The sequence below is a fragment of the Alteromonas mediterranea DE genome (assembly GCF_000020585.3).
Lineage (GTDB): Bacteria > Pseudomonadota > Gammaproteobacteria > Enterobacterales > Alteromonadaceae > Alteromonas > Alteromonas mediterranea.
In genome coordinates this window covers 933,615-952,192 of sequence record NC_011138.3, presented here as the reverse complement: position 1 = coordinate 952,192, position 18,578 = coordinate 933,615, and the positions used below count along the sequence as shown (strand labels likewise).

13 protein-coding genes are annotated in these 18,578 nt (G+C 45.5%); 4 read left to right on the top strand and 9 right to left on the bottom strand.

Features of this window, described 5'->3' with window-relative positions; all coding sequences use genetic code 11:
• Window positions 1-129: 129 nt before the first annotated feature.
• From phoU to MADE_RS04325, 4 genes are all read right to left on the bottom strand, one after another.
• Entirely contained in the window at window positions 130-846 is a 717-nt protein-coding gene (gene phoU / locus MADE_RS04340; protein WP_012517383.1) for a phosphate signaling complex protein PhoU, read from the bottom strand.
• An 84-nt stretch (window positions 847-930) separates the two neighbouring features.
• Complete coding sequence (pstB, locus tag MADE_RS04335; protein WP_012517382.1) at window positions 931-1,737, bottom strand: phosphate ABC transporter ATP-binding protein PstB; 807 nt, start codon at window positions 1,735-1,737, stop codon at window positions 931-933.
• A 17-nt stretch (window positions 1,738-1,754) separates the two neighbouring features.
• The gene (gene pstA / locus MADE_RS04330) at window positions 1,755-3,314 is read right to left on the bottom strand and encodes a phosphate ABC transporter permease PstA (RefSeq protein WP_012517381.1); all 1,560 of its coding nucleotides are present in this window, start codon (window positions 3,312-3,314) and stop codon (window positions 1,755-1,757) included.
• A complete protein-coding gene (locus tag MADE_RS04325; RefSeq protein WP_012517380.1) occupies window positions 3,307-5,490 on the bottom strand; it encodes an ABC transporter permease subunit in 2,184 nt (727 codons plus the stop codon). Before MADE_RS04325 ends, pstA begins: the two co-directional genes overlap by 8 nt.
• Before the next feature lie 209 nt (window positions 5,491-5,699).
• On the opposite strand from MADE_RS04325, the gene MADE_RS04320 reads away from it, so the two are divergent.
• From MADE_RS04320 to ppx, 3 genes are all read left to right on the top strand, one after another.
• Window positions 5,700-6,206 carry a glycine cleavage system transcriptional repressor gene (locus MADE_RS04320; protein ID WP_012517379.1) on the top strand — a complete coding sequence of 169 codons (507 nt, stop codon included), beginning with the start codon at window positions 5,700-5,702 and terminating at the stop codon, window positions 6,204-6,206.
• Between the two features lie 142 nt (window positions 6,207-6,348).
• A complete protein-coding gene (gene ppk1, locus MADE_RS04315) occupies window positions 6,349-8,421 on the top strand; it encodes a polyphosphate kinase 1 (protein WP_012517378.1) in 2,073 nt (690 codons plus the stop codon).
• 16 nt (window positions 8,422-8,437) lie between these two features.
• Window positions 8,438-10,000, top strand: a complete 1,563-nt coding sequence (gene ppx / locus MADE_RS04310) for an exopolyphosphatase (protein ID WP_012517377.1) — start codon at window positions 8,438-8,440, stop codon at window positions 9,998-10,000.
• Window positions 10,001-10,085: 85 nt separating this feature from the next.
• Here ppx and MADE_RS04305 read toward each other — a convergent pair whose 3' ends face one another.
• Window positions 10,086-12,194, bottom strand: coding sequence for an alpha/beta hydrolase family protein (locus MADE_RS04305; RefSeq protein ID WP_041912751.1), 2,109 nt, complete (start codon window positions 12,192-12,194; stop codon window positions 10,086-10,088).
• 232 nt (window positions 12,195-12,426) lie between these two features.
• On the opposite strand from MADE_RS04305, the gene MADE_RS04300 reads away from it, so the two are divergent.
• Entirely contained in the window at window positions 12,427-12,876 is a 450-nt protein-coding gene (locus MADE_RS04300; RefSeq protein ID WP_012517375.1) for a hypothetical protein, read from the top strand.
• Between the two features lie 82 nt (window positions 12,877-12,958).
• Here the strand turns inward: MADE_RS04300 and MADE_RS04295 are convergent, their stop codons facing one another.
• From MADE_RS04295 to tkt, 4 genes are all read right to left on the bottom strand, one after another.
• Window positions 12,959-13,858 (bottom strand): fructose bisphosphate aldolase, encoded by a 900-nt coding sequence (locus tag MADE_RS04295; RefSeq protein WP_012517374.1) that lies wholly within the window; start codon window positions 13,856-13,858, stop codon window positions 12,959-12,961.
• A gap of 301 nt (window positions 13,859-14,159) precedes the next feature.
• The gene (locus tag MADE_RS04290; RefSeq protein ID WP_012517373.1) at window positions 14,160-15,335 is read right to left on the bottom strand and encodes a phosphoglycerate kinase; all 1,176 of its coding nucleotides are present in this window, start codon (window positions 15,333-15,335) and stop codon (window positions 14,160-14,162) included.
• A 110-nt stretch (window positions 15,336-15,445) separates the two neighbouring features.
• Window positions 15,446-16,456: an erythrose-4-phosphate dehydrogenase gene (gene epd / locus MADE_RS04285; protein ID WP_012517372.1), complete on the bottom strand. Its 1,011-nt coding sequence runs from the start codon at window positions 16,454-16,456 to the stop codon at window positions 15,446-15,448.
• Between the two features lie 18 nt (window positions 16,457-16,474).
• Window positions 16,475-18,466: a transketolase gene (tkt, locus tag MADE_RS04280; RefSeq protein WP_012517371.1), complete on the bottom strand. Its 1,992-nt coding sequence runs from the start codon at window positions 18,464-18,466 to the stop codon at window positions 16,475-16,477.
• Window positions 18,467-18,578 lie beyond the last annotated feature (112 nt).

Below are 18,578 nucleotides of genomic sequence, written 5' to 3'. Positions count from 1 at the left end.
AAAAGTATGCGGAATTATTTGATTGCGATGATAAATTCACCAAATATTACAGTTTTATGACGCATAAGTTTCCTACTTCCTTCAATTTAGTGCGCTTTGCGCAAAATCAAATTGACCAAATGGACAGTTTTACGTCAAGTCTTCCAACTTTTGCTGCATATTTTCGAGCGGCGTATGCCTAACATCGGTACCACGAGTGAGATAAACCACATATTCGCATACGTTTTTGCACCTGTCCCCAATCCGCTCTAATGAACGCATTGCCCACAACACATCCAGCCAATCCTGCATATCGTCTGTGCTTTTTTGCATTTCTGACGTGGTGTAGGACAATAACCGCTTGTACTCACTATCAATGCGATTGTCTTGATCGTATACCTCAAGCGCCGCCGCTTCATCCTGACGTGCAAAGGCATCGAACGTACCGCGCATCATCGCCGCTACACGCTCGCCGATAAGTAACATGCTGCTTTTAATCGTATCCGAGCTTGGAAGCTTATTGCGTGTAACTAATTTGGCGATACGCTCTATTTCATCGCCCATTCGCTCAATGTCGGTAATGGCTTTGGAAACCGTCATGATGAGACGCAAGTCGCTTGCCGTGGGATGACGTTTGGCAATAATACGAAGGCACTCTTCATCGATTTGGATTTCCATCGAGTTAATCTTCAAATCGTTTAATACCACTTTTTCAGCTAATGAGGCATGGTTATGCTTCACCGCTTTTAAGGTATTAACTAACTGCTGCTCAACCTCTCCGCCCATGGTTAATACCGAGTTCCGTAAGTTTTCCAACTCAATATTAAAGGTGCCAGAGATGTGCGTATTTAAGGCCACCTGTCGCATGCTTATTTCTCCTCGCGTGCCCACACTTGTTGTGTTGTAGCAAACGTTAATTGTATCTGGGCTCTGCTCTTTACACGCGCCACGTTATCCATAGCGACCCGTAATATAATCTTCGGTTTGCTTTTTCTCAGGCATGGTAAACAGTGTGTCACTGTCAGCGTATTCTATTAGCCGGCCCTGATGGAAAAAGGCGGTATAGTCACTTACACGTGCCGCTTGCTGCATATTATGAGTAACAATAACAATGGTGCACTGCTTTTTCAGCACGTCCATAAGTTCCTCTATAAACAGTGTAGTCAGCGGATCAAGTGCCGATGTAGGCTCATCAAGTAGCAAAATATCCGGCTTTAATGCCAACGCTCTCGCTATAACCAAACGCTGCTGCTGACCACCGGATAACACTTGAGCCGATTCGAAAAGACGATCTTTTACCTCGTCCCACAGCGCCGCTTGTTTAAGTGCGCCTTCCACCGCATCATCTAGATGCCTTCGTACCTTCACACCCTGAAGTCTAAGCCCGTAACACACGTTTTCATAAATGCTCATAGGAAACGGATTGGGACGCTGAAACACCATACCAACGTTGGTTCTCAGCCGCGACACATTGACTTTACGGCTATTGATGTTACGTCCGTCAATAATGATTTCACCGTTGTATTTACAGCCGTCATACAAGTCATTAAGTCGATTAAAACAGCTTATAAGGGTAGATTTACCACACCCACTTTGACCTATTAAGGCCGTGATCTTATTTTTAGGAATACGCATGCTGATGTCGTTTAAAACATGCTTACTACCAAACCATAAGTTGAGATTTTTAACCTCAACGGCAGTTTGCTCTTCACTAATGTCTTTAACGTTTAGCGTATTGTGTTCAAACAACTTCAACATGTACTAAAAACCTGTAATTAACCTTTGAGATAGCGCTTACGCAAACGCGCCCTAAGCAAAACGGCCAAAATATTGAGTACGAAAACCACGATTAACAATAATAAACAGGCCGCAAACATCATACTGGCACTTTTCCCATCAGTTTGGCTATGAAAAGCACCGTCGTAAATAAGCACGCCTAAATGCATAAACTGTCTATCTAGGTGTAGATAAGGAAACTCGCCGTCTATGGGCAGAGTTGGCGCAAACTTAACAGCGCCCACAAGCATAAGAGGGGCCACTTCACCTGCCGCTCTGGCGATCGCTAAAATGACGCCAGTCATGATCCCTGGTGAAGCGATAGGCAAAACCGTACGTAATATGGTTTCAATTTTAGTGGCGCCTAAGGCATAACTGCCGGCTTTTAACCCATCAGGTACACGACGCAGGCCTTCTTCGGTTGCCACTATAACCACGGGAAGTGTTAAAACTGCCATCGTTAGGGCTGCCCAGAATACGCCTGGACTCCCCATCGTTGGCGCAGGCAGCGTATCGCTAAACAACAACTCATCAATGCTGCCACCTAAGGTGTATACGAAAAAGCCAAGCCCAAATACACCGTAAACAATGGACGGTACGCCTGCCATGTTACTCACGCTAACGCGAATAATGGTTGTTAACGCGGTGTTCGGCGCATACTCGCTTAAATATATGGCGGCTAGCACCCCAAAAGGTGTCACTATAATGGTCATTAAAAATACCATCAGTATTGTGCCAAATAGCGCGGGGAAAACGCCCCCTGATGTGTTCGCTTGCTTAGGGGAGTCAGAAAGAAAAACACTAATTTCAGAAAACACCACCTGCCACTTTTCAAACGTAGTTAGACGGCTTACAAAGTCTACATCCTGAATACTTGAAATGGGAATAATGAAAGGCGAACCGTCAGCGAAACTAACAAGCAACCTATACTGGGCACGCGTGCTCTCTAAAGCCTCAACACGCTTTTGATACTCGTTAAAAGCAGCAACCAGCTTTTCTCTAGCCGGCGCATCTTCCACCACATCTCTTTTATCAAATTGAGACAAGGCCTCATGAATAGGCGCAAGATGCTCGGTGTTTAGGTCTTCAATTTGTGCCGTAATCAAGGCAACATCTTGTAATACTGCACCAATGTTATCTAGAGGCTGTGGCGGTTTTGATGGAACAACGATGTGCTCTGGAATAGCCATTACCCGCCTGCCATCCAACAGTTTAATCTCTGCACTGTCCAAGGCGAGGTTAGCACTGAGCAATTGTTCACGGTCAAATTGTTTTTGAAAGCCAAAGGGGTGATTCACATCTGAATATTTGAGGGTGATGTCTTCTTCTGACGCATCCTCAAAGATGTTCGCAAGTACAGAGAAGCGAGAGCCATCTGGTAGCGTGCCAGTTACCTTATAAATAGGTTCAGGCCAAAAATAAGCGGTACCGCGAAAGCTAATTAGTATTAGTACGCTAACTAGCGCAATGAGCAGCAAGCTAGTGAAAAAAGCCGTTAAGCTAATCACCAACGACTGGCGCTGAACCGCATTAAGCCCGAATATGTCTCGGTTAACCATAGTAAGCCCTGCCCCTAATTCGCTGGCGTATAAGCTCTGCTACTGTGTTAACTAAAAACGTAAATAAAAACAATATACACGCGGTGAAAAACAAAATTTGATAATGCGCGGATGACACATCCGCTTCGGGAAGCTCAATAGCCAAGTTAGCAGTCAGTGCTCGCAAACCTTCTATAAGACCCCAACTTGATATGGGTGTGTTCCCAGTTACCATAAGCACGATCATTGTCTCACCAAACGCCCGACCAAAACCCAGCATAATAGCCGCTACAATACCGGGCAGGGCTACGTGTAAAACGATGTGGAGCAGGGTTTGTAAACGCGTTGCCCCTAATGCAAAAGAGGCATGTTTTAAATCAGTTGGTACGCCATTGATGGCGTCTTCTGCAAGCGAATAAATACTGGGAGAAATAGCTACGCCTAACGCCAATGCAACCACAATGGTTGTTTTACCAATAGGGCTATCAGACTCTGCCGCTAATAAGGTGAAGCCCTCTACTCCCATCAATGACAAGACGATGGATGGCGCAAACTCTACGCTTATAAATCCCAACAAAAATACGCCGCCTATTGCGAAAATAAGCTCCGCCCCATGCCTTAGGTGCTTAGGTAGGTATTCGGCAACGGGGCGCTGCACTACCGCTACAGCAATTAACACAAAGGGGATAACTATAAGAAAAAAAGCAAAGGAGAAAAGAAATTGCTCAGCTTTAGGCGAAAGCCAAATAGCGGCTATAAAACCAATAAGTACGCTAGGTATCGCTTCAAGTAATTCTATGGCAGGCTTAACGATATTCCGCATGCGGCTTTTAGCAAAAAAAGCGGTGTAAATAGCAGCGCCAATGGCAACGGGAATGGCAATAAGCAATGCCAACAAAGACGCTTTTATACTGCCAATTAAAAGCGGGGTTAAACTAAACTTAGCTTCTTGAAAATCAGATGCGCTGGTTGTTTGCCAAACAGTTTCTTCGGTTTCATAGCCTTCATAGTGTTGGGGGTCGAAAAGGGAAGACCATGTCGTGATACCGCTTAAATGCTGTCCTTCCCACACCGACAATGTGCTATCAGAAAAACCATACAGCTTGTTTCCGTACCAAATAATCTGTTCAGCTGAGTCGTCTATCTTTTGAGAAGACACCACATCCCCTGATACGCGATTGACTAACAGTACCCTAGCGTTACTCGTCAGTACTGCCACTAAATTCATACTCGCATGTTCAGCGACATCTTTTACTTTTTCATTGCGTAAGGGAATTTGATAGGTTTGCTCGAAGGAAAGGCCTTTATCCGTTTTGCTTAAGACCCAACGCGTTAATGTTTCCGTTTTGCTATTCATCAAAAAGAACGTGCGATCTTTAGCAAGGGGGAACACTATTTTTTCATCTAAAGAGGCGGAAACATTGCCCACCACGGGAAGTAGCGCCACACCTTCATCTCGTAACCTGTTAAGGTAGAGCGTTTGGTCAACTTGAAGAAGTACGCTTTCGCTGCCCGGTAATAACGTTAAACGATCAATATTATAAAAACGTTTGTCTACTATATGCGTGGGTCGTTTGCGGTTAACCCATCTAACGAAAACGCTATCACCATGGGTGATAGACACCACCGCCCACTTTGAAGATAACGCCATATCCCAGCTTTCGCGCTCCTTCCATACTTCTTTAGGAAGCGAGAAAGTGATGTTGTTGGTTAATACTGACTGGGCAGTTTGAGGGGGCGCCGCCATATCCGCTAGGTTATTATTACTTACGTTGAACGACCTTACCGGTAACACTCTGACTAACGCGTTGGGGGAAATATCGACAATGTAGTTTTCCCCCATAACGCTATCGGCCGACAGCACATGCTCACAAGGGCGAATGTATTCGTGGTTACTGACTAACGTATTATCTTGAAGCAACTTTAAACCTAAACGGCAGTCAGAATTCCTAACGAGCAGAGGCTGACCATTAACAATGTCACCTGCGCTGACAAGCGCTTCGCTTTTTGAGGTTGTAAAGGTATTAAGGTGTTTTAAGCTGGGAATATACGTTAAAGGCAGCGCTTGGCTAATAAGGTGAGTAATAAGAATGACTAACGTCAATAAAACAAGGCCGCCAAACCCCGTTACCACATAGCGTGACAACTTATCGTTGCGCTGGCGTTTTTTATTTGAGCTGTTGCTGTCGAAAGTCATGCGGTTGTTTAGTCATTCTTATTTTCGAAATTCTTCATTTTTAAGAAGAATAACCCTAAATTGCACTGGTGAGCAGTGTAAGTTTTGTTATGCTAATAGCAAGTAAAAATTTATAGCATTACCTTCGCGCAAACTACTGTGCGCCTATGGTATTACCCAACAGGAAGACGATCAAAGTTTTTCTCTACACGCCCAATAAGGAGCATCGCATGCAGTCATTGGTAATAAGCATCATGGGTAAAGATAAGCCTGGTTTGGTAGACGCATTAGCCAAGTGCGTATACAAACACGAAGGCAATTGGCAGGGCTCAAGTTTTGCGCATATGGCAGGGATGTTCACCGGCTTTGTAGAAGTTCACGTATCAAATGACAATAAGCAAAGCCTAATCGATGCGCTTGACGCGATAAAAGATATGTCGGTGCAATCGGTAGCCGTTGGCAGCAGTGAAAAAAGCAACAACACCAAGCTGACTGTTGATGTGATGGGTAACGATAAGACGGGTATTGTTCAGGAACTAACCTCTGTTCTCAACCAGTTTAATTTAAATATTCTTACTTTTGCCTCTCATTGTGAAAGCGCGCCAAATTGGGGCAGCCTCATTTTTAAAGCTAAAGCCGAAATTGCTGTACCTGCCGGTTTTGACGATGGCGCTTTGCAAGAAGCCCTTGAATCACTTGCTAACGACCTAGTCGTAGATATTACCGCTAAGCGTTAAGTGTTTAGTTTCGCTAAAGGTATATAGGTAACGGAATCATCGCAACGTAAGCGTGCGTATAGCACGAAATACGCGTTGTCACAGTAATGTCACTGACTGGTGGCAGTCTTTGACCATTTTTATGAACGTGAATTGAGACATTATGGATAACGACGTTTTATATTATCCCAAAGAATTGAGCTGGCTATCGTTTAACGAACGCGTATTGCAAGAAGCTGCGGATAAGAATAACCCTGCGATAGAACGCATTCGCTTTCTGGGTATTTACTCTAATAACCTTGATGAATTTTATCGGGTACGCGCGGCAGATGTTAAACGCCTTATCACGATTGCGCAAAACGACGGGAACGAAGAAGAAGCAGAGCGCCTCACCGAACTTATGGCGCAGATACAAAAGAAAGTGGTACAGCTTTCTGAAAAATTTGACCAAATCCATAAAGACGTTGTCAAAAGCCTTGCCCGCTACAATATTCATATCCTGCGTAAAGACGACTTAGATGATTATCAAAAGCAGTGGGTGCGTAACTTTTTTATCAATAAAGCACTGCGACACATCGCTCCCATATTAATTGATAAAAAGACAGACCTGCTCAGCCGCTTAAACGGCAACTCTGTGTATTTATATGTCGCACTACGAAGAAAAGAGCGCAACCCTAAATTCGCCGTTATTCAAGTTCCCACTTCTGAGATGTCGCGCTTTATGCTGATCCCTCCGCAAAAGAGCCGTAAGAAAAAGAGCATTGTTATGCTCGATGACATGATTCAGCTGTGCATTGAAGATATTTTCCGCGGGTTCGTTAAATTCGACGAAATTGAAGCTTTCTCCTTTAAAATGACACGAGATGCGGAATACTCTATCAACGAAGAAATTGACGAAAGTTTCGTAGAAAAAATGTCAGAAAGCATGAAGCAGCGTCTTATTGCCGAGCCTGTTCGCGTTATTTATGACACCGACATGCCTGAAGACATGCAGTCGGACCTACGCAAGCGCCTTAAAATAACCAAGCTTGATACCATGCATGCTGCAGGGCACTATCGCAACTTTAAAGATTTCATCGGCTTCCCCAATGTGGGCCGAGATTATTTAGAACATGCACCGCTTCCTGCTATCGACAGCAAGGCATTTTCGAAATACAACACCGTATTCGATGCCATAACTGCTCGTGATATCTTGCTATATTACCCTTATCATCGCTTCCTTCACTTCACAGAGTTCGTGCGTCAGGCCGCTTTCGACCCGAACGTGAAAACCATACGCATTAATATCTATCGGGTGGCGAGTAATTCTCGCATAATAAATTCGTTGATTGACGCGGTAGATAACGGCAAAAAAGTCACCGTAGTCGTAGAGCTTCGCGCGCGTTTTGATGAAGAAGCAAACATCGAATGGTCTAAGCGCATGACCGATGCAGGCATACGCGTAGTACTTGGTGTGCCAACCCTGAAAATCCACTCTAAATTATGTATTGTGACCCGGGAAGAACGGGGCAGTTTGGTGAATTATGCGCATTTCGGTACGGGTAACTTCAACGAGAAAACCGCGAAAATTTATACCGATTACAGCTTATTCACCCGCAATCAGGAGCTTGCCAATGAAGGCGTCGCAGTATTCGATCTTATTCAATACCCTTACCGACGTTATAAGTTTCAGCATTTACAAATTTCGCCGTTAAACGCCAGAACCAAAATTCAGTCGTTAATTCGCCAAGAGATTCAGCACCTGAACCAGGGCCAAGATGCGCAAATCACCTTTAAGATTAACAACCTTGTTGATAAAGAACTTATTGATGATTTATATCGCGCGAGCCAGGCTGGCGTTAAGATCCGCGGTATCGTGCGCGGCATGTGCTCACTTAATCCAGGCATAAAAGGGATTAGCGAAAACATCGAGATCATCTCTATTGTTGATAGGTTCCTTGAACACCCTCGCGTGATGATTTTTGAAGGCGGTGGCGAAAGAAAAGTGTATATTTCATCTGCTGACTGGATGACCCGAAACATGGATAACCGCATAGAAGTAGGCTGCCCCGTTTACGATAAAGGTCTTCAACAGCGTATTGTCGATATAATGGAACTGCAATTTAAAGATACCCTGAAGGCTCGAGTGATTGACAAGGATCAGAGCAACAAGTACGTTGCGAGGGGTAATCGTAAAAAACTTCGCTCGCAAATAGAAATTTACGACTATTTAAAGAAGCTAGAAGACACTTTGTAGGATAAAAAATTAGTCCATGACCCAGCATGAAACCGTTTTTAATGATGTGGAAACCCGCGAGGTAAGTAAAGTCGCGGCGTTAGATATTGGCTCTAACAGCTTTCATTTAGTAGTGGCGCGTATTGTTGCTGGGTCTGTTCAGATACTGCATAGAGTTAAGCAAAAAGTTCGCTTGGCCGAAGGCCTCAATGAGGACGATATTCTGTCTGAAGAAGCGATGGAGCGTGGGCTTGCTATGCTTAAAGTGGTAGCAGAAAGCCTCAAGGGGTTCGAGCCTGACTCTGTGCGCATTGTTGCCACCCATACACTGCGTAAAGCCCGCAATGCCAGAGACTTTATCAGTGCAGCAAAAGACATTCTTCCCTACCCCATTGAAGTTATCTCTGGTGTAGAAGAAGCCCGCCTGATTTACTCTGGCGTGGCCCATACCAATCATGCTGATGGCCAGCAACTTGTTATCGATATAGGCGGCGGCTCCACCGAGTTCGTTATTGGTGAAGGCTTCACCCCCTTACTTTGCCGCAGCCTTCAAATGGGTTGCGTAAGCTATACTCAACGCTTTTTCCCCGACGGCGAATTAAAGTCTAAAGCTTTTGAGCGCGCGATTACCGCAGCTCAACAAGAGCTTGAAATGATAGATAACAAGTATCGCAGATTAGGCTGGGTACAGTGTGTAGGTACCTCAGGTACTATCCGATCGTTGTTCACGTTATGTCAGCAAGACCGTCCAAATGGGCATGATATTCCAGTAACCTTAAAAAGCCTACGCAACCTAATGAAGCAATTCGTTAGCGCCGGTCACGTCGATAAATTAGCTTACCCAGATTTAAGTGAAGATCGTCGTGTGGTTATCGCTGGCGGCTTAGCCATATTGATTGCGGTCTTCAAGGCGCTAGAAATTGATGGTTTAGTGTATTCACCCGCCGCGCTGCGCGAAGGCGTGTTGTACCAAATGGAAGATGAACTTCATCATGCAGATATTCGCGGGCGCACGGCGAGTAGCTTGGCCAGACGCTATGACGTTGATACAACGCAGGCGACCATGGTTCTAAATACCACGCTGGCACTTTTCGGCGAGGTTGAAAAAGCATGGAAACTGAAGGGAAAAGACTTTAAGAGCATGCTAGGTTGGGCAGCCCTGCTGCACGAAGTAGGCATGCAAATTAACTCCCGCGGTATTCAAAAACACAGCGCCTATATACTGGGTAATGTGGATATGCCGGGCTTCACTCAAGAACAGCAACTATTGTTAGCCACACTAGTGCGTTTCCACAGAAAGAAGATCCGCACCAATGAGCTCCCCTCGTTTAATCTGTTCGATGAGCATTCGATAAAGCGCTTAATTGCACTACTACGCCTTGGTGTACTGCTAAATATAAAGCGTCAGGAAGGTTTCTTACCTGAACTTAAGGTCAACGTAGACAAAAGCGAACTCACTATTACGTTTCCAGATGGTTGGCTTGACGAGAAGCCGATTATCTCTGCTGACCTTTTAAGAGAAAGCCACTACTGGAAGGCATTGGGTTTGAAGCTAACCGTGCTTCCCGATATTAGTGAGATTCACCCATCGGCTGGATAGGTAAAAGTTAAGGCCTTATTCTGTAATAGAAAGCTCACCAGGTTTAGGGCAAATACAGACTGTATTTGCCCTTTCTTGCAATGCCCTACTTTTTGACAGCGTCGCTGTCATACTTCTTGAACCACGCCAGAATATTTTCTATTTTGCCAATCATTCGTGAAGGTTTAGCGGCAATACCGTGAGGCGAACCGGGAACTTTAACTAATACACTGTCAACCTTTTGTAGCTTAAGTGCCTGATAAAATTGCTCGGTTTCAGACATTGGCGTGCGCTTATCTTCTACACCGGTAATTAGCATAGTAGGCGTAGTAACGTTGCCCACTAGCGATAACGGCGAGCGCTTCCAGTAGTGCTCAACGTTGTCCCACGGTTTTCCCGGGAACTGAAAAGGAATTTGATAAAGGCCCGAATCGGCGCTAAGCACTTTCGACAGCCAGTTAATAACGGGCTTTGCAACCACTGCCGCTTTGAAACGGTTAGTAAGACCAATGGCATAAGCAGATGCAATACCACCTGCAGAGCCCCCCGTAATGAATAGACGTTCAGGGTCGGCAATGCCTTTTTCAATCAGCGCGTCTACCCCAGACATATGGTCAGCAAAGTCGTACTCAGAGCTATATTTGCCTTGAAGTAATAACGCAAAGCGTTCGCCGTATCCCGTACTTCCTCGGTGATTATCATAAAACACCACGTAACCTTCTGCGGCCATGCGCTGCAATTCAGCAGTAAATACAGGCCCATAGGCTAGGTTAGGCCCACCGTGGATTTCCAGAATGAGAGGGTAGGTTTTTGAGCTGTCATAGTTTGGCGGCAGAATGTACCAGCCCTGAATTTCCTCACCGTCGATAGACGATGGGTAAACAACTTCTTTCACTTCACCGAGCTGCTTGTGGCCTAAAACATCTTCATTAAGTGCTGTAAGCTGGCGCTCTTTTCTGGTGGTAACGAACAAATCTGCAGGCCGGTCGGTACGACCTTTGGTGTAGGCCACAACATCGCCAACCGCATGGTAAGTACCAAATACATAAGGTCGGCCTAACGTGGTGCCACCAAGCCCTTTTGCTACGGCTTTTACACTACCCGATAGCGAAACCACATCCACCTGGGCCAGACCGCGAACTGATTGCTGAAAATAGATGCGTTTATTGTCTTTCCAGTGAAAATTAGACACCGAATTATCAATATCTTTTGTTATGTTTCTTTGTTCAGAGCCGTCGCTATTCATTACATACAAATAGCTATTTTTGTACATCACTTTTTCGTCGTCGCGGTACGCATAAGCAATATACTTTCCGTCAGGCGATACTACTGGTGACGACTCTCGCCCTTTGTCCTGCGTCAATTGTTCAATATTCCCCGTCATATCAACAGAAAATATATCGGCCTCAACGGGTTCATATTCCCAGTTATCACTTCGGTTAGCAGAGAAATAAATCTTCTCACCGTTCGGCGCAAAACTTAACCGACCGTTGTGATGGTAGTTGCCCGAGGTTAACTGTCTTGCTGTACCTCCGTCAGAGGGCACAATAAAGATATGGGTATAGGCAGGGTCAAGCACGCCTTTGCCATCGGCTTGATAACGCGCCTTAGTGATATATTGGAATTTAGGCGACCACTTTGCGCCTTCCGGCTTTTTAGGCATTTTAACGTCTAGCGGCTTTTCCTTGGCATCCACACTCATAGTGAATGCAATGTATTTTCCGTCGGGTGACCACGTGATATTACTTGGGCTTGAAGTAACGTTGGTGACTAACGCCGTTTGCCCCGTATCCATCCAGCGCACATACAGTTGCGGTTTACCCTCTTCATTGGAAAGGTAAGCTAATCGGCTGCCATCTGGTGACCAGCGAATAGAGTAATAATTTTTTTTCGAAGAAAGTAAGGGACGGTGTGATTTACCATCTACCGAGGCTAGCCAAACATTGGCGCGGCTACTGTCTGACATGATGTCGTTTGAACGGCGCACGTACGCGATATTTTTACCGTTTGGAGATACCTGGACTTCACTGACGTATTCAAGGTTGAAGATATCTTCTGATTTAAAATAGCGTTCAGAGTCGGTAGTAAAAGATTCTGTTTCATTGCTCGCAAGCACTGTGGCTGGCATAGCTAGCGTGCCTACGCTAAATAGCACAGCCCACATCGCATACCGTTTTTTGACTGACGGGTACCTGTGATTTCTAGTAAAAGACATATCTCACCTTAATTATTTGTTTTTATCCGATCATTTTTATGGGGTGATCACTTTGCCGTGATGCATTTAACTTTCCCATACTACTGAATTAATTCAGGCAATAAAGATTAAACGTTGAGCGACATCATCTAGGAGATTAAGCGCATAAGCCTGCCTTTGAATTTAGCCGAATGGTTAGTTGCGTGCTGACAGTTAGGTGTTAAGTTTTAAGTAAGACTTGAAGGTATTCCCCATGAATAATCCGCACGGCGAATTTGAATGTAGCGTAAGCGGTCAACTGCTGCTTTTATCAGCAAGGGGCCCGTGGAATGATGAAACCATGCGAAATGGCGTGGTTAAACTGTCTTCCGACATTTCTAAATTTGAACAAGGCACCGAGTGGGCACAAGTAAGCTGTCTTTACGGTGAGAGCCTCATGCCCCCTTCAACATTTGATATATTTGTAAAGCATACTCGAGTGCGAAAAACCCGCGGCCTCTCATTTCTTGCCGTGGTGATATTAGATACCGATATTATGCTTACAACAAAGCATCAAATTTCTCAGTGCTACGACACTGCCGAGGTTCTTTATGGCTTCTACGATACTGTAGAAAATGCCTTACAAGCGATGACAAATATGGGCTACAACTTTGATAGTGAAGAAGCTGAACGCTTTTTTAGCCGTTTCAACTTTACTCGTTAAGAAAACAGCGAAAAGTGACTAAATAAAAAGAGCGCCAACGGCGCTCTTATAAGGTGTCAATGAAGATAGCCAGAGCTTATGATTACGCCTTAGAAGCTTGGTAAATACCTTCAATCGCTTTATCTAGTGTTGCTTCAAACTCTTCTTGAGATTGCTGTGCAGATACGCCTTCGGTTAAAGCGCGAGAGAAACTCGCGATCATACCTTGGTTTTCAGCAAGCTTAGCATTAGCGTCGTCACGGCTGTAACCGCCAGAAAGCGCAACCACTTTAAGTACGCGAGGGTGATCAACAAGTTCTTTATAAAAGTTAGCTTCAGTTGGTAGCGTTAGCTTGAGCATCACTTCCTGACCTTCATTTAGAAGGTTAAGCTGGGTTAAAATTTCTAGCTTAAGTAGTGCTTCTGCTTCTGCTTTTTGCGGGCTGTGAATATCTACTTCTGGCTCGATAATAGGAACAAGGCCAGCCCCTAGAATTTGCTTACCTACTTCAAATTGCTGAGCAACAACATCTTTAATGCCTTGGTGATTAGCAAGCTTAACAACACTGCGCATTTTAGTGCCAAACACGTCTTGCGCTACGGCTTTTGCTAATAGTGCATCAAGCCCTGGCATAGGCTTCATCACTTGAACACCATTGCTTTCTTCAGCTAACCCTTTATCCACTTTCAAAAAAGGAATAACACGCTTTTTCTGCCACAAAAAGTGTGCAGAAGACATGCCTTCTATTTCTCTATCAAGGGTGTTTTCAAACAAGATTGCGCCAAGAACGCGCTCGCCGCTAAAAGGGGTGCTGGTGATAATGCGCGTACGCATTTCGTGAACAAGGTTAAACATCTCTTCGTCTGAGCTGTATTCAGACTCTTCGATGCCATATAAGCGTAACGCTTTAGGGGTACTACCGCCGCTTTGATCTAACGCTGCAATAAAACCGGTTTGCGTCTTCAGTTTATCCAGCATTGCCTGCTGAGCTTGTGATGCCATTGCAACACTCCTTTTGTATTATACTGCCTTTATAGGCAGGTGTAGGGTTTATTGTTATACCAATTCTATTAAAGATCTGTTTGTCTCAGACACGGCGTGCCGGTACCTAAAGTAAACACATCTGTAATAAAATTGGTATTTATGCCTGCGTACTTCACTGTTTCGCAGGGGTAATCGTTTCCGATTAATAGGTCACGCTCAAAAATGCTGTTACTGAGCGTGACACCTATGGGGTAACGTTTGTACTAGGCCTTAGCTATATTGAGCTATCAGGCACTGCGTTTGTGTGCAGTGCTCAGGCTTATTTATTTTTTTCTTCTAGTACTGCTACCGCTGGTAGCGTTTTGCCTTCCAAAAACTCTAGGAACGCGCCACCACCTGTTGAAATATAAGAAACCTTATCGGCAATTCCGTATTTATCAACTGCGGCTAGTGTATCACCACCACCTGCGATTGAGAATGCGTCGCTTGCGGCAATCGCTTCAGACAGCGCTTTTGTTCCAGCACTGAACTGTTCAAATTCAAATACGCCTACAGGGCCATTCCATACTATGGTACCGGCATTTTTAATAATATCTTCAAGGGCTTTTGACGAATCCGGGCCAATGTCAAAAATCATATCGTCATCAGCAACATCACTGACTACTTTAAGCGTAGCTTCAGTGTTCTCATCAAACGCCTTGCCTACTACTACGTCTGTTGGCACTGGGATATTACCGCCATTAGCCTGCGCTTCATTCATAAGCTGCGTGGCTTGCTCGGTAAGGTCCATTTCAACCAGCGACTTACCTACATTGTGCCCTTGCGCTGCAATAAAGGTATTGGCAATACCGCCACCAACAATAAGCTGATCTACTTTTTCAGCTAGCGTTTTAAGCACGGTAAGCTTAGTCGATACTTTAGAACCACCCACAATGGCAACCATTGGGCGCTTCGGATTATCTAGCGCCTTACCCAGTGCATCTAATTCTGCAGCAAGTAATGGGCCAGCACAGGCTTTTGGCGCGAATTTAGCAACGCCATGGGTAGACGCTTGTGCGCGGTGCGCCGTGCCAAATGCATCCATCACAAAAATATCGCAAAGTGCTGCGTATTGTTTAGATAACGCTTCGTCGTCTTTCTTTTCGCCGTTATTAAAACGGACGTTCTCAAGGATAACCAATTCGCCGTCAGCAAGCTCAACACCGTCTAGGTAGTCTTTAACTAGCTTCACAGGCACGTCTAGGGCGTCATTAAGATAATCAACAACAGGTTGAAGAGAGAATTCGTCTGCAGGCTCGCCTTCTGTAGGACGGCCAAGATGAGACATCACCATAACGGCCGCACCTGCGTCTAGGGCTGCTTTAATCGTAGGAATAGATGCTTTGATACGGGCATCAGAGGTAACTTTGCCGTCTTTTACCGGCACATTTAGGTCTTGTCTAATTAGTACGCGCTGACCGTTTAAGGCCATGTCGCTCATGCTTGGAATTGCCATTGTCTTTCCTATGTTAATTTAAATTCAGTAGAGCGTGCGTTTAAAATCACGCTCAAATTAACTGTGAAAGCTGCGCGGGCTGTGCTACCAGCCCTGGCAGCATCAATGCGTTATTTTGCGTCGAACATCACTTTTGCTGTGTCGAGCATACGGTTTGCAAAACCCCATTCGTTGTCACACCACACCAGCGTTTTTACTAGTTGCTTATGACTGACTCTTGTCTGTGTACCATCTACAATACACGAGTGGGGGTCGTGATTGAAATCTACCGACACCAAAGGCTCTTCGGTGTAATCGAGTATGCCTTGTAATCGCCCTGCTTTTGCACTGCGAAGGGCTTGGTTAACTTGCTCAATGGTTACCTTAGATTGAAGGGTAACGCTTAAGTCCATGGCAGTAACATTGATAGTAGGCACGCGAACGGCAATGGCTTCAAACTTACCCGCAAACTTAGGCAGAATGCGCTCTATACCCGCAGCAAGACGTGTATCAACAGGTATAATTGACTGACTGGCCGCACGGGTTCTGCGCAAATCTTCGTGATAAGCATCGATAACCTGCTGGTCGTGCATAGACGCGTGAATGGTTGTTATCGTACCACTTTCAACACCGAATGCCGCATCTAGCGCTTGAATGACAGGAACAATGCAGTTTGTGGTGCACGAACCGTTAGAGACTAATTTTTGTTCACTGGTCAACGTGTCTTCGTTGGTCCCAAAAATGACCGTATTGTCTAAATCTGGTGAACCGGGTGAAGAGAAAAGTACTTTGCCAGCGCCTGCATCTAAATGCGCTTGCCCCGACGCTCTGTCATCAAACTTTCCCGTACACTCAAGCACAATATCAACGCCTAAGTCTCTCCACGGAAGCTCTTTAATATCACTTATTGCAAGCAAAGCAATATCATCACCCGCTACATTTAGCGTATTGTTTTCTAAGGCCACATCAAAACGGAACCGCCCGTGGGCGGTGTCGTATTTAAGTAAATGTGCAATGCCTTCGGGTTTAGCAATGTCGTTAATGGCCACCACGTTGAATTCGTTATTGCGCCCACTTTCATAAAGCGCGCGCAATACGTTACGACCAATACGACCAAACCCATTTATGGCAATATTTACCATAGGCTTATCTATTACCTCTTACAGAGACAGTGCAGCCTCTACTACAGCGTCAGTGGTAATGTTGAAGTGCTTAAATAGGTCGCCTGCAGGTGCAGACTCACCAAAGGTATCCATACCTACGATAGCGCCGTTAAAGCCAACGTACTTGTACCAGCTGTATTTTGACAAGGCCTCAACCGCTACGCGTTTAACAACACTAGACGGCAGTACGCTTTCTCGGTAGTCAGCAGACTGACGATCAAAAACATCAGTAGATGGCATAGATACTACGCGAACCGCTTTACCTTGCTCGGTAAGTTTTTCTGCCGCTTCAACAGCTAGCTGCACTTCAGAACCGGTACCAATAAGAATAAGCTCAGGCGTACCTTCACAGTCTTTAAGTACGTAACCGCCTTTCGCGATATCAGCCACTTGTTGAGCCGTTCTTTCTTGCTGCGCTAAGCCTTGACGTGTGAAGATTAGTGTTGTTGGGCCGTCAGTGCGCTCAATGGCAGACTTCCACGACACAGCAGACTCAACCTGATCACAAGGGCGCCAGTTATCAAGGTTAGGCGTTGCACGTAGCGCAACCACCTGCTCCACCGGCTGGTGAGTTGGGCCGTCTTCACCTAGACCAATTGAATCGTGGGTGTAAACGAAAATTGCAGGCTGCTTCATTAGCGCTGCCATACGTACCGCGTTGCGTGCATATTCCATAAACATTAGGAAGGTTGCACCGTATGCCTTAAAGCCACCGTGAAGGGCAATACCATTCATCATGGCCGACATACCAAACTCACGTACACCGTAATAAATGTAGTTACCTGATGCATCGTTTGCTTCAACGCCTTTGCTACCTTCCCAAATAGTCAGGTTAGAACCAGCAAGGTCGGCAGAGCCGCCTAAAAGCTCAGGAAGTAACGGACCAAACGCGTTTAATGCATTTTGCGACGCTTTACGTGACGCGATATTTTGTGGGTTAGCTTGAAGTTCAGCGATGATAGCGTCTGCTTTGTCGCTGAAATCTGCTGGCAACTCGCCATTTACACGGCGTTTGAATTCTGCTGCAAGCTCTGGGTAGGCGGCTTCGTATGCTGCGAAAGCGTCATTCCACGCGCTTTCCGTTTTTGAGCCTTTGTCTTTACCATCCCAGCCCGCGTAGATATCGTCTGGAATTTCAAATGCGCCGTGGCTCCAACCAAGCTTCTCACGCGTAGCAACAATTTCATCATCGCCAAGCGGTGCACCGTGGCAAGACTCAGTACCTTCTTTATTAGGCGAACCAAATCCAATGGTGGTTTTACAGCAAATTAGCGTTGGTTGCGTTGTATTCGCTTGCGCTTTTTCGATTGCGGCTTTCACTTGCTCAGCATCGTGACCGTCAACACCTTCAATCACTTCCCAGCCGTAACTCTTGAAGCGCGCTGGTGTGTCGTCGGTGAACCAACCTTCTACTTCACCGTCAATTGAAATGCCGTTGTCGTCCCAAAATGCGATGAGCTTACCAAGACCAAGCGTACCGGCTAGTGAACACGTCTCGTGTGAGATACCTTCCATCAAGCAGCCGTCGCCTAAGAATGCATAGGTGTGATGATCAACAATAGTGTGACCGTCTTTGTTGAATTGTGCTGCTAGCACTTTTTCAGCAAGCGCCATACCCACTGCATTGCTAATACCCTGACCTAGCGGGCCAGTAGTAGTTTCAACACCTGGCGCATAGCCATACTCTGGGTGGCCTGGGGTTTTAGAGTGAAGCTGACGGAAGTTCTTTAACTCTTCAATAGGCAGTTCGTAGCCTGAAAGGTGAAGCAAAGAATACAACAGCATCGAGCCGTGACCATTTGAAAGCACAAAGCGATCGCGGTTAGCCCAAGACGGGTTAGCAGGATTGTGTGATAAGAAATCACCCCATAGTACCTGCGCGATGTCAGCCATCCCCATTGGGGCGCCTGGGTGACCTGATTTAGCTTGTTGAACAGCATCCATGCTTAGTGCACGGATAGCATTGGCGAGTTCACGACGAGAGGGCATGTTGTCTCCTGATTTATTTTGTATCTTTTGTTTCGTATCTTAGCGGGCTAGGCAAGCTAGACGAGCGTAGAGGTAAGGCGTTCGCTCCACTTCTTTATACGAATGAATGTGG

Excerpts from the sequence above, each read along its gene's own strand:
- phoU (WP_012517383.1), bottom strand. The coding sequence starts at position 846 with ATGCGACAGGTGGCCTTAAATACGCACATCTCTGGCACCTTTAATATT.
- pstB (WP_012517382.1), bottom strand. The coding sequence starts at position 1,737 with ATGTTGAAGTTGTTTGAACACAATACGCTAAACGTTAAAGACATTAGT.
- pstA (WP_012517381.1), bottom strand. The coding sequence starts at position 3,314 with ATGGTTAACCGAGACATATTCGGGCTTAATGCGGTTCAGCGCCAGTCG.
- MADE_RS04325 (WP_012517380.1), bottom strand. The coding sequence starts at position 5,490 with ATGACTTTCGACAGCAACAGCTCAAATAAAAAACGCCAGCGCAACGAT.
- MADE_RS04320 (WP_012517379.1), top strand. The coding sequence starts at position 5,700 with ATGCAGTCATTGGTAATAAGCATCATGGGTAAAGATAAGCCTGGTTTG.
- ppk1 (WP_012517378.1), top strand. The coding sequence starts at position 6,349 with ATGGATAACGACGTTTTATATTATCCCAAAGAATTGAGCTGGCTATCG.
- ppx (WP_012517377.1), top strand. The coding sequence starts at position 8,438 with ATGACCCAGCATGAAACCGTTTTTAATGATGTGGAAACCCGCGAGGTA.
- MADE_RS04305 (WP_041912751.1), bottom strand. The coding sequence starts at position 12,194 with ATGTCTTTTACTAGAAATCACAGGTACCCGTCAGTCAAAAAACGGTAT.
- MADE_RS04300 (WP_012517375.1), top strand. The coding sequence starts at position 12,427 with ATGAATAATCCGCACGGCGAATTTGAATGTAGCGTAAGCGGTCAACTG.
- MADE_RS04295 (WP_012517374.1), bottom strand. The coding sequence starts at position 13,858 with ATGGCATCACAAGCTCAGCAGGCAATGCTGGATAAACTGAAGACGCAA.
- MADE_RS04290 (WP_012517373.1), bottom strand. The coding sequence starts at position 15,335 with ATGGCAATTCCAAGCATGAGCGACATGGCCTTAAACGGTCAGCGCGTA.
- epd (WP_012517372.1), bottom strand. The coding sequence starts at position 16,456 with ATGGTAAATATTGCCATAAATGGGTTTGGTCGTATTGGTCGTAACGTA.
- tkt (WP_012517371.1), bottom strand. The coding sequence starts at position 18,466 with ATGCCCTCTCGTCGTGAACTCGCCAATGCTATCCGTGCACTAAGCATG.